The organism is Paracoccus sp. IB05 (assembly GCF_016405985.1).
Classification (GTDB): Bacteria; Pseudomonadota; Alphaproteobacteria; order Rhodobacterales; family Rhodobacteraceae; genus Pseudogemmobacter.
The window spans coordinates 65,999-77,757 of record NZ_JAEFCF010000013.1 but is presented as its reverse complement, the minus strand read 5'-3'; the positions used below and the strand labels follow the sequence as shown (position 1 = coordinate 77,757).

The following is an 11,759-nucleotide window of genomic DNA, read 5'->3' as shown; positions in this document are numbered from 1 at the left end:
AATCGGATACCGTTGTGACCTTCATCCACAGCCCCCGGAACCGAGCACAATCTGATGTCCCGGGGCCAGAGGAGGCAAGGGGGTGTGCGCCGGGCAAAACCACCGAAGACGCGCTCAGTGAGGCCCAGACATCGCCGCGCGACCGCAGCGTATCGGTGGCTCTGACAGCTGTACCAGAGGTTCCCGATCTTCTGACCAACGGCTCACGCGCTTCGGACATATCCCACCCCGGAGACAACAGACCGGGCCCCGGAGCCCCATTCCCATCGGCACCGCAGATCGCAGCAGCACCCTTCCCTGACGCGCCGGACCTGCTCCCGGCAGAGCCTCTCGCCGATGCGCCCCCCGGCTTTGTTGCCCGGTCAGACCAGGAAGACAGAGCGCGCCCGACCGGCAAGACCGAGGCTCCTCCCCCGCCCGGCTGCGATTTAAGGTATTGGCCAGCCCTGGATGCGCTGCCGGACGGGCTCGCTTTGTTCGATCCCTCACAGCGGCTGCTGGCTGCGAACAGCGCCTTCCATCTCGCGTTCGGCACTGGCACCGGGACGACCGGCCAAACCTTTGCCCAGGTCCTGCTGCACGCCCGGAACAGCGGCCTCTTGCGCCCCGGCGATCAGGCCTCGTCCGACTGGTTCGGGGTGGCAGAGCCCGCAGCGCTTCTGCCGCCTCCGGACCTCATGCTGCACCTGGCCAAGGGCGGCTGGAGCCGGCTGGCCGCGCAAACCGACGCCCAGGGCAGAATGCTCTGCCAGCTGGTCGACATCACCCGACAAATGCGGATCTGGGCCGCAATCGAGGCAATTCCCGATGGGTTCGTACTTTTCGACAGCGAGGACAGAATGGTGACCTGCAACCAGAGCTATCGCGATATTTACAAGACCTCGGCCCCGATGATGACCCCGGGCGTGTCTTTCGAGAACATCCTGCGCTACGGCCTCGCTCTGGGCGAGTATCCCGAGGCGTGCGGACGCGAAGAGGAATGGGTCAATGCCAGGATGTCGGAACATCGCGGCCCGGCAGCCGAAGGGGAACATCAGCTGAAAGACGGCCGCTGGTTGCGCTCCATCGACAAGGAGACCCCGGATGGCGGCCGCGTCGGCCTTCGTGTCGATATCACGCAACTGCGCGAACAGGCGGTGGCGCTCGAGTCCGCGCGCCTCGCCGCCGAGGCCGCGAGCCGGGCGAAATCGGCCTTCCTTGCCAATATGAGCCATGAGATCCGCACACCGATGAATGGCGTCATCGGCATGGCGGAACTGTTATGCGACACCGCACTGTCGGATGAGCAGCGCCTCTTTTCCGAGACCATCCGCTCCTCGGGCGAGGCGCTTCTGGTGATCATCAACGATATCCTCGACTATTCCAAAATCGAAGCCGGCCAGCTGACGCTGCGCCCCGAGGATTTCGATTTTGAACGTATCATCCATGAGGTGGTGATGCTCCTGCAGCCCCGCGCGCGGGAAAAGGGCATCGATCTGATGATCGATTACGATGTTTTCCTGCCGACCCGCTTCACCGGCGATCCGGGGCGGCTGCGCCAGGTGCTGACCAATCTGATCGGCAATGCGGTTAAATTCACCGCCAAAGGCCATGTGCTCACCCGCGTCGTCGGCATGGAGGCCGAAGGCGGGCGCCACCAGCTGCATGTCACGGTCGAAGATACCGGGATCGGCATTCCGGACGGGCTGCTCGACCATGTTTTCGGCGAATTCTGCCAGGTCGATGATGACCGGAACCGCAGATTCGAGGGCACCGGCCTTGGTCTCGCCATCACGCGGCGCCTGATCGAGCGGATGGAGGGCGCGGTCTGGGTCGACAGCGAATATGGCAAAGGCTCGGTCTTCGGCTTCCGGCTCGCCCTGCCTTTGGCCGAGGATAGCGGGGCCGAGCGGTTGCCCGTCCTGATCGGAAAAGCGCTGGTGGTGGAGGACCAGTTCATCAACCGCACCATCCTCGAACGCCAGCTCGCCGCCTGTGGGGCAGAGGTGTTGCTCTTCCGTTCGGGTCAGGACGCGCTGGATCATGTCACTGGCGGGATGGTCCCGGATGTCGTGCTGGCCGGTCACGAAATGCCGGGCATGGACGGGGCAGTCCTTGCCAAAAAGCTGCGCGAGGCCGGTTATGACAAGCCGCTGGTATTGCTCTCCTCCAGTCCGCTGGCCGCGCGGGAGGCGGGCGGCGAGGCGGTCGATGCGATCTTGCAAAAGCCGGTGCTCCGGGCGGAGCTTTATCGATTGCTGACCAGCCTGACGCTGCCGGTTGCGCCTGAATCCACCCTGCCCGAGGCCCCACCCCCTGCCGCGCAGAGCCAGCGGGCCATGCGCATTCTTGCCGCCGAAGACAACAGGACCAATCAGCTGGTCTTGCAGAAAATGCTGCGCTCCCTCGATATCGAGCTGCGCTTCGCCGGAAATGGCCTTGAGGCGCTGGCGGAATGGGAAAGCTACAAGCCCGATCTGATCTTCATGGATATCTCGATGCCTGTGATGGACGGGCGCGAAGCCACACGGGCGATCCGCGAAAGCGAGGCGGCACGCGGGCTGAAGCCGGTTCCGATCATTGCGCTGACCGCGCATGCGATGGAGGGGGACGAGGAAGGAATTCTCGCCTCGGGCATGGACCGCTATCTGACGAAACCGCTGCGCAAATCCGAGATCAGCGCTGCCGTTCTGGCCTTTGCCGCCGAAGCGTGCCGCCCGCCCGAGCGCGGCGGACAGGGCTGAGCCTCGCCCCGGGAATGCGCGTTCCCCGATGGCGGCCCGAGACGGTCACTCTTGCCCGCTCCGCCGGGTCGACAGCCCCGGCTCGCAGGCAGCACTCTGCCAATACCGCAGGCGTGACGTGACGTCATCCTGACGTTTACGTAAGCTCAATTGCATCGCCGCAGATGACAGCACATGTCTTAACCAACCCACCGGTCCGCCGCCGGGGCCACTATCCAGGAAAGAGGACAATGCCCAACGACGAGCAGATGACGATCCGCGAGATGTGCGACGCCTTTGACGTCACCCCGAGGACGCTGCGCTTTTACGAGGCGAAGGAGCTGCTTTCGCCGGTCCGCATCGGGTCGCAACGGCTCTACACCAGGCGCGAAAGGGCACGGTTGACCATCATCCTGCGTGGCAAACGCTTTGGCTTCTCGCTGGAAGATATCCGTCAGGTCCTGAACCTCTATGCCCGCGACGGCTCGAACCTCGCGCAGATGGAACGCACCTGGGATCTGGCCCAGGACAGGCTGCGCGCGATGGAGCAGCAGCGCGACGAACTGACCCTCGCGATAGGCGATCTGAAGGCCGAGCTGGAGACCGGTGCCGGCCTGATCGCCGCCGCCCGCAACCAGAATGCCGCCCCGCCAGGCAAATGACCACTGCCGGGCCAGGAGGCCCAGCGGCACAGAACCGAAGGGAGAAAGCGATGACCGGCTATACCGCCCCGGTAAAGGATATGCAGTTCATTTTGCATGATGTTTTCGGGATCTCCGGCTTTGACATTCCCGGCTACGCGGATCTCGACCGCGCCTTCACCGGCGCCGTGCTGGAAGAGGCCGGCAAGGTTGCCTCGGCCATACTCGCCCCTCTGAATGCAAGTGGCGACCGCCAGGGATGTGTGCTGGAGGATGGCACTGTGCGCACGCCCGATGGGTTCAAAGCTGCTTTCGAGACGATGAAACAGGGCGGCTGGACCGCGCTTGACTGCGATCCGGATTATGGCGGCCAGGGCCTGCCCTATCTGATCAATTGCGCGGTGGGCGAGATCTTCGTTTCGGCCAATATGGCCTTCAACATGTATCAGGGCCTGACGCATGGCGCGATCTCGGCGATCCATACCCATGGGTCTGACGCGCAAAAGGCACAATATCTGCCAAAGATGATCGCCTGCGACTGGACCGGCACGATGAACCTGACCGAGCCGCATTGCGGCACCGATCTGGGTCTGTTGCGCACGAAGGCCGAACCGCAGGAGGATGGCTCTTATCTGATCACCGGCCAGAAGATCTTCATTTCGGCAGGCGATCATGATCTGGCGGAGAACATCATCCATCTGGTTCTGGCCCGCGCCCCCGGCGGTGGCGAAGGCACGAAGGGGATCTCGCTTTTCATCGTGCCAAAGTTTCTGGTGACTGCGGAAGGCAATATCGGGGCGCGCAACGGTGTCTCGACCGGCAAGATCGAAGAGAAGATGGGCATTCACGGCAATGCGACCTGCGTGCTGAATTATGACGGCGCGAAGGGCTGGCTGCTGGGCGATCTCCATAAGGGGATGCGGGCCATGTTCACCATGATGAACGAGGCGCGGCTGGGGGTCGGCCTCCAGGGATATGCGGTGGCCGAGGCGGCGTATCAGAACGCGGTCGCCTATGCGAAAGACCGCCTCCAGGGCCGCGCCATGACCGGAGCGGAGAACCCGAAAGGCGCCGCCGACCCGCTGATCGTGCATCCCGATATCCGCCGCATGCTGATGGATCAGAAGAGCTTTGTCGAAGGCGCGCGGGCGCTGACCTTCTGGGGCGCCTCGCTGATTGACCGCGCGCATCGCAATGCCGATGCCGAAGCCGACGGGCTGATCGGGTTTCTGACGCCGGTCATAAAGGGGTTCCAGACCGATAAGGGTTTTGAATCGACGGTCGGGGCGCAGCAGGTCTTCGGCGGCCACGGCTATATCGAAGAACAGGGCATGAGCCAGTTCGTCCGCGATGCAAGGATCGCGATGATCTATGAGGGCGCGAATGGCGTGCAGGCGCTGGATCTCGTCGGGCGCAAACTCGCGGCGGATGGCGGCAAACATGTGATGGCGTTTTTCAACCTGGTGAAGGCCGAATGCCGCGCCCATGACCGTGACGAGCGGATGAAACCTTTCGCCGAGGCGCTGACAACCGCGTCGGAACAGCTTCAGACTGCGGCAATGTATTTCATGCAAAACGGCGTGAAAAATCCGAATGCGGCGCTGGCGGGTTCCTCCGATTTTCTGCATCTGGCCGGCCATGTCTGCCTTGGCCTGATGTGGACGAAAATGGCCGGTGCCGCCTTTGCGGCCCTTGATGCCGGCGCGGCGGACCAGGAGTATCTTGACGCCAAGATCGCCACCGGTCGCTATTACATGGCCCGCCAGCTGCCCGCCTGTGCGACACATCTGGCCCGGATCGTGAGCGGCCCGGATCCGGTCATGGCATTGGCCGCCAGGGCGTTCTAGACTGCAGCCTGCCCCCTCCGGAGATATCTATGCCGAAACGTTTCCGCCTGACCCGCCGCTTTCCCGTCGCCATGACCGAAGACGGCTATCGCCGGCTGAAGCGCTTCGCCTTCGATGCAGGCCTCGATGAAGGAGAAGCCCTGTCCTTCCTCTTCGAAAATTTCGACTCGGTCATCGACAGTGAAAAACTCACCCATCGGCTGCGGCTGTTCAACTCGGAGCTCGATGCGCGCAAACGGTGACCGCCCGCAGGCTTCAGCCGATGAACGCCTCCGGCGGGGGAGTATTTGGATCAAGAGGATTGGATCAAGAGGAAAGGCCTCATCAAAGTCATCCCGCCCCGGACCCTTAACGCTTTGGCTATGCGTATCACCGGAGCGGGACTTCCCCTTGAGCGGTCATCGGCTCTCCAGCCTGTACCGCAAAACCTATGATAGAAGAGGGGAGGTTAATATTTCCTCTTCCTCTTGACCTGAATACTCCACGGGGGCGCGGGGGTGTGAAACCCCCGCTTCCGCCATCAGTCAGGAGAGGTGCGACATGACAGCTCAGCTCTGGTGTTTCGGCGAAAGTGGCAACTCCTATAAAGTCGCGCTCATGCTCACGCTGACCGGCACGCCCTGGAAATCGGTCTATGTCGATTTCTTCCATGGCGAGGCGCGCGGCGAGGCCTTTCGCCAGCTCAACCCGATGGGCGAAGTGCCGGTGCTGCGGCTCGCAGGCAGGCTCTTCACCCAGTCGGGCGTGATGCTCACCCATCTCGCCCGCGTAACGGGGCAGTTGGGGGGCGCTGCGCCCGACGAGGCTGATGAGATCCTGCGCTGGCTCTTTTGGGACAGCCACAAATTCTCGGGCCAGATCGGCACCACGCGCTTCCTGATGAACTTCCTCAGTGCTGAGAAACGCCCACAAGAGGTCATCGCCTTCCAGCAGGGCCGCCTGAAAGCGGCCTCAGCCGTCCTGAATGACCATCTGGTGGCCCGGGACTGGGTGGTCGGGGCCGGCCCGACCATCGCGGATCTCTCGCTCTGCTCTTACCTGTACTACCCGGAACCCTTTGGATTTCAGCGCGAAACCTGGCCGCATATCGACCGCTGGCTGGACCGTATCCAGGCTCTTCCCGGCTGGAAGCATCCCTATGACCTGATGCCCGGCAATCCTTCTGACCGGGCCTGAGCCATGCTGTCCCGGCTCTGCGCATCAGGGGACGGCAACCAGGGCGCGCTGGCCGCGCTGGCGCCGGTCCGCACACGCCATACCGGACATCGTGACGCAGCGGTATCATTGCGCAAATCCGCCAAAGACAAGAAGCTGAACAGGAAAAGGCAACAGACCAGGGCACGGCATGCTGCGATTGCTCTCGCGGTCCCCGGCCTCGACGGGGCTTGTACTGAACGGAAACCGACACCGGACTGCGACCTGCCCTGCGATTGTGGCGACCCGTAAGAGTTCCGGCCCGAGACGGATGGAGGAAAGACGATGACCGACGCCTATATCTATGATGCCTTGCGCAGCCCGCGCGGGCGCGGGCGCCCGGATGGCGCGCTGCATGAGGTCACCTCGGTCGCGCTTTCGGCGCAGATGCTGAACGCGGTGCAGGCCCGCAACGGGCTGCAAGGCCATGCGGTCGAGGATGTGATCTGGGGCAATGTCACGCAAGCGGGGGAACAGGGCGGCTGCCTCGCGCGCTCGGCGGTGCTGCTCTCGGATCTGGATGAGGCGATCCCTGGCCTCTCAATCAACCGGTTTTGTGCCAGCGGCATGGAGGCGGTGAACCTTGCCGCCAATCAGGTGAAGGCCGGCGCGGGGCAGGCCTATATCGCAGGCGGCGTCGAGATGATGAGCCGGGTCGCCATGGGCTCGGACGGGGCAGCGATTGCGGTGGACCCGGCGCTGACCTTTAAAACCCATTTCGTGCCGCAGGGGATTTCGGCAGATATCATCGCGACAAAATTCGGCTTTTCGCGCGAAGAGGCCGATCAGCTGGCCGCCGAAAGCCAGGCCCGGGCGGCGGCGGCCTGGGCGGATCAGCGTTTCGCGAAATCCATCGTGCCGGTCAGGGATATCAACGGGCTCACCATCCTTGATCATGACGAATATATGCGCCCCGGCACCACGGCCGAGGCTCTGGGCGCGCTGAAAGCCAGTTTCAGAGACATGGGCGAGGTGATGCCCGGTTTCGACAGGATCGCCCTGATGAAATACCCCGAGCTGGAGCGGGTAAACCATATCCACCATGCCGGGAATTCCTCGGGGATTGTCGATGGCGCGGCGGCGGTGCTGATCGGCAATGCCGCGTTTGGCAAAGCGCATGGGCTGAAGCCGCGCGCGCGGATCCGGGCGACGGCGAAGATCGGCACCGATCCGACGATCATGCTGACCGGCCCGGTGCCGGTGACGGAAAAGATCCTGAAGGAGTCCGGTCTCAGGATCGGCGATATCGACCTGTTCGAGGTCAATGAGGCCTTTGCTGCGGTGGTTTTGCGGTTCATGCAGGCGTTCCACGTCCCGCCCGATCGCGTGAACGTCAATGGCGGTGCGATCGCGATGGGACACCCGCTGGGCGCTTCGGGCGCAATCATCATCGGCACGCTGCTTGATGAGATGGAGCGGCGCGATCGGACCCTCGGCCTCGCCACTTTGTGCATCGCATCGGGCATGGGCGCCGCCACCATCATCGAGAGGGTCTGATGAAAAAGCTCGATCTGACAAAGGTTCCGGTCAAGACCGGCTCCATCTACCCATCGCCCTATGCTGAAATGATGGAGGGGCGGTCGAGCCTGCGGCTCGGACAGGCGGCGGGGCTGACGCAATTCGGCGTCAATCTGGTGACGCTGAAACCGGGGGCGCTGTCCAGCTTACGCCATTGGCACCGGGCGGAAGATGAGTTCGTCGTGATGGTGGCGGGTGAATGCGTGATGATCACCAATGACGGTGAAGAGATCATGCGCGTCGGCGATTGCGCCGGTTTTCCCGCCGGGACGCCGGACGGGCATCAATTCATCAACCGGGGCGATACGCCGGCGGTGTTCGTCGTCATCGGCGCGAAGGCCCGCGAAGAGGTGGTGACCTATTCAGATGTCGACATGGTGCTGACCGTCACGGATGGCGCCTGTGTTTACACCCATAAGGACGGGCGCCCCTGGCAGCCCGAGGGAGAGGAAAATGGCTGATTTCATCTGGGATCTCGACGCAGGCGGCGTGGCGACCATCACCTGGGACACCCCGGGCAAGTCGATGAATGTCATGTCGATGGCGGGCTTTGCCGAACTTGATGCGCTGATCGACCGGGCGCTGGCCGACGTGGCTGTGAAGGGGGTGGTGATCACCTCGGGCAAGAAGGATTTCGCCGGCGGCATGGATCTGAATGTGCTGGCGGGGATGCGGGCGGGGGGCGCCCGGGCGATTTTTGACGGCGTGATGCAGATGCATACTGTGCTGCGCAAGATCGAACTCGCGGGCATGGATTTCAGGACGAAGAAGGGTGGGAAACCCATCGTGGCAGCGCTGCCCGGCACCGCGCTCGGCATCGGGCTGGAGCTGCCGCTGGCCACCCATCGCATCTTTGCCGCCGATAATCCGAAAGCGAAGATCGGGTTGCCGGAAATCATGGTCGGCATCTTCCCGGGCGGCGGCGGCACCACGCGGGTGTCGCGGAAGCTCGGCGCGATGATGGCGGCGCCCATCCTGCTGGAAGGCAGGCTCTCGGATCCGAAAGGCGCGAAAGCGGCGGGGCTGATTGATGAGGTGGTGCCGGCGGATGATCTGATCGGGACCGCAAAGGCCTGGGTTCTGGCCGCGAAAGACGCGGATCTGGTGAAGCCCTGGGATGACAAAAGCTATAAATTCCCCGGCGGCGCGCCTTACCACCCGGCGGGGTTCATGACCTTTGTCGGCGCCTCGGCGATGGTGAACGGCAAGACGCAAGGCGTGTTTCCGGCGGCGAAGGCGCTGTTATCGGCGGTCTATGAAGGCTCGCTGGTGCCCTTTGACCAGGCGCTGAAGATCGAGGCGCGGCAGTTTACCTCTGTTCTGATGAATCCGTCCTCCTCAGCGATGATCCGGTCTTTGTTCATCAATAAAGAGGCGCTTGAGAAAGGCGCGAACCGGCCTCAGGTGGCCGATCAGTCGGTGAAACGGCTGGGCGTGCTGGGCGCCGGCATGATGGGCGCGGGCATCGCCTATGTCGCTGCCAATGCGGGGATCGAGGTTGTGCTGATCGACGCCACGCAAGAGGCCGCTGATCGGGGCCGCGCGCATTCGGAGAGCCTGCTCGACAAGGGGATCAAACGCGGCAGGGTAAGCCCCGCGCGAAAAGACGAGGTGCTGTCGCGCATCACCGCCACCACCGATTACGCAGCGCTGCGCGGCGTTGATCTGATCGTCGAGGCGGTGTTCGAAGACGCCAAAGTCAAGGCGGGGGTCACGAAACGCGCCGAGGAGGCGGCAGGTGAGGAAGTGATATTCGCCACCAATACCTCGACCCTGCCGATCACCGGGCTGGCCGCCGCCAGCGCGCGGCCCGGGAACTATATTGGCATCCACTTCTTCTCGCCTGTCGACAAGATGATGCTGGTCGAGATCATTCGCGGCAGGAAAACCGGTGACCGCGCGGTGGCGAAGGCGCTCGATTTCGTGCGCCAGATCCGCAAAACGCCGATTGTGGTCAATGATGCGCGCTTCTTCTACGCCAATCGCTGCATCATTCCTTACATCAACGAAGGCATCCGCATGGTCGCCGAAGGCATCGCGCCGGCGCTGGTCGAAAATGCCGCGAAACTTCTGGGGATGCCGCTCGGGCCGTTGCAGCTTGTCGATGAGACCTCGATTGAGTTGGGGGTGAAGATCGCCAGAGCAACCAAAGCCGCGATGGGCGCCGATTACCCCGATGAGGCGGTCGACAGGGTGATCTTCTGGATGGCTGATCAGGGGCGGCTGGGCCGCAAGACCAATGCCGGGTTTTATGATTACAGCGACAAGGGCGAACGCCTGGGGCTCTGGGAGGGGCTGGCCGGGAAATACCCCGCCGACAAGGTGCAGCTCTCGCTTGCCGATGTGCAGCACCGGCTCATGATGGCGCAGGTTCTGGAGGCGGTCCGGGCGCTGGAGGAAGGTGTGTTGACCGATATCCGCGAAGGCGATGTCGGCGCGATCCTCGGCTGGGGGTTTGCGCCCTGGTCAGGCGGGCCATTTGGCTGGCTCGACATCATCGGGGCGGCGCGTGCCGTGCAGATCTGCCGTGAGCTGACCGCGCAATTCGGGCACCGCTTCGAGGCCCCGGCCCTGCTGCGCGAGATGGCGGAAAACGGGACGGGCTTTTACGGCCAGCCCGGCGAAACCAGGGCCGCCTGACCCCGCCCCCGTGACCGGTCAGGGACACAATCGGGGGAAAACTCCGGATCCGCCAGGCGGGCCCGGGCTTTTCTCTGCCGCGCTGCGGCGCTAGTCTCGCCGCTGATCCCGGCGCAGGGCGCTGGCAGCAAACAGGGGCGTCCGGATATGATCAGAGGCTTTCAGAGCCAGGGAATGCGGCTGGCTTCCGTCCCGCCGGAAAACTTCATCCCCGCGACCTTTGGCCGGCTCAGCCCCGAAACCCCGGTTCTGGCGGGGGACAGCTCTGCCGCCACTGCGGCGCTGCGCGAGATGGTCTGGATCGACATCGAGGCGCCGACCCATGCCGAGGAAGACCTGATCGAGCGCGCGCTCGGCTTTGGCATTCCGACCCGCGAGGATATGCAGGAAATCGAGCCCTCGTCGCGGATCTATGTCGAGGATGGCGTGCTGTATCTGACCGCCCAGGTGCTGGCCTCGCCCGATATGAAACAGCTCATGATCGGGCCGGTGACCTTCATGGTGCAGCCCGCCCGGCTGGTGACGGTGCATTACCACCGCCCCGGATCTTTTGCGTTTTTCGCCGATTGGGCGGCGCGCCATGACACGCCCTGTTCGACCGGGATCGCGACCCTTCTGGGGTTGATGGAGGCGATGGTCGACCGGCTTGCCGATATCCTGGAAAATGAGGCCCGCCAGCTGGATGATCTGTCCAGGACGATCTTTGACAGCCGCAAGGCCGCCAGCGATGCGCTGTCGGGCGTGGTGACCCGGATCGGCGCCGCCGAAGACCGCAACGGCAAGATCAATGAAAGCCTTGCGACGATCCAGCGGGTGCTGGGCTATCTTTCGGTGCCCGGCGCTGTGGCCGCGAAAGAGGCCCTGAAGGGGATCGACCGCGACCAGCTGAAAAGCCTGATCCATGACGTGCGGTCCCTGCGTGAAGTGGCGGCGGTTCAGGCGGAAAAGGTGCGGTTTCAGCTGGATGCGACGCTGGGTGTGATCAATATCCGCCAGTCCGACATCATCAAGGTCTTCTCGGTGGTGGCCTTCGTCTTCCTGCCACCGACCCTGATCGCCAGCATCTATGGCATGAACTTCGAACATATGCCGGAACTTGCGGTGAAATGGGGCTATCCGGCGGCGCTGGTGATGATGGTCGTTTCGGCTGTGGCGCCCTGGATGTTCTTTCGCTGGAAGAAATGGCTCTGAGCCGGGTCGGTCGTCACTTTCACCCC

General features: G+C 63.4%; 9 protein-coding genes. All 9 read left to right on the top strand.

Annotation, left to right across the window (positions count from 1 at the left end; all coding sequences use genetic code 11):
• Positions 1 to 473: 473 nt before the first annotated feature.
• A complete protein-coding gene (locus JC607_RS10765; RefSeq protein WP_233092851.1) occupies positions 474 to 2,723 on the top strand; it encodes a response regulator in 2,250 nt (749 codons plus the stop codon).
• Positions 2,724 to 2,953: 230 nt separating this feature from the next.
• Positions 2,954 to 3,364 (top strand): MerR family DNA-binding transcriptional regulator, encoded by a 411-nt coding sequence (locus tag JC607_RS10760; RefSeq protein WP_198836920.1) that lies wholly within the window; start codon positions 2,954 to 2,956, stop codon positions 3,362 to 3,364.
• 50 nt (positions 3,365 to 3,414) lie between these two features.
• Positions 3,415 to 5,190: an acyl-CoA dehydrogenase C-terminal domain-containing protein gene (locus tag JC607_RS10755; RefSeq protein ID WP_198836919.1), complete on the top strand. Its 1,776-nt coding sequence runs from the start codon at positions 3,415 to 3,417 to the stop codon at positions 5,188 to 5,190.
• A gap of 29 nt (positions 5,191 to 5,219) precedes the next feature.
• Positions 5,220 to 5,432, top strand: coding sequence for a hypothetical protein (locus JC607_RS10750; protein ID WP_092899437.1), 213 nt, complete (start codon positions 5,220 to 5,222; stop codon positions 5,430 to 5,432).
• Positions 5,433 to 5,730: 298 nt separating this feature from the next.
• The gene (locus JC607_RS10745; RefSeq protein ID WP_198836918.1) at positions 5,731 to 6,366 is read left to right on the top strand and encodes a glutathione S-transferase family protein; all 636 of its coding nucleotides are present in this window, start codon (positions 5,731 to 5,733) and stop codon (positions 6,364 to 6,366) included.
• A 303-nt stretch (positions 6,367 to 6,669) separates the two neighbouring features.
• A complete protein-coding gene (locus JC607_RS10740) occupies positions 6,670 to 7,881 on the top strand; it encodes an acetyl-CoA C-acetyltransferase (RefSeq protein ID WP_198836917.1) in 1,212 nt (403 codons plus the stop codon).
• Complete coding sequence (locus JC607_RS10735; protein WP_198836916.1) at positions 7,881 to 8,363, top strand: cupin domain-containing protein; 483 nt, start codon at positions 7,881 to 7,883, stop codon at positions 8,361 to 8,363. Before JC607_RS10740 ends, JC607_RS10735 begins: the two co-directional genes overlap by 1 nt.
• Positions 8,356 to 10,542 (top strand): 3-hydroxyacyl-CoA dehydrogenase NAD-binding domain-containing protein, encoded by a 2,187-nt coding sequence (locus JC607_RS10730; RefSeq protein WP_198836915.1) that lies wholly within the window; start codon positions 8,356 to 8,358, stop codon positions 10,540 to 10,542. The genes JC607_RS10735 and JC607_RS10730 overlap by 8 nt, the downstream gene beginning before the upstream one ends.
• Positions 10,543 to 10,716: 174 nt before the next feature.
• The gene (locus tag JC607_RS10725; protein WP_198836914.1) at positions 10,717 to 11,733 is read left to right on the top strand and encodes a magnesium transporter CorA family protein; all 1,017 of its coding nucleotides are present in this window, start codon (positions 10,717 to 10,719) and stop codon (positions 11,731 to 11,733) included.
• Positions 11,734 to 11,759: the final 26 nt, after the last annotated feature.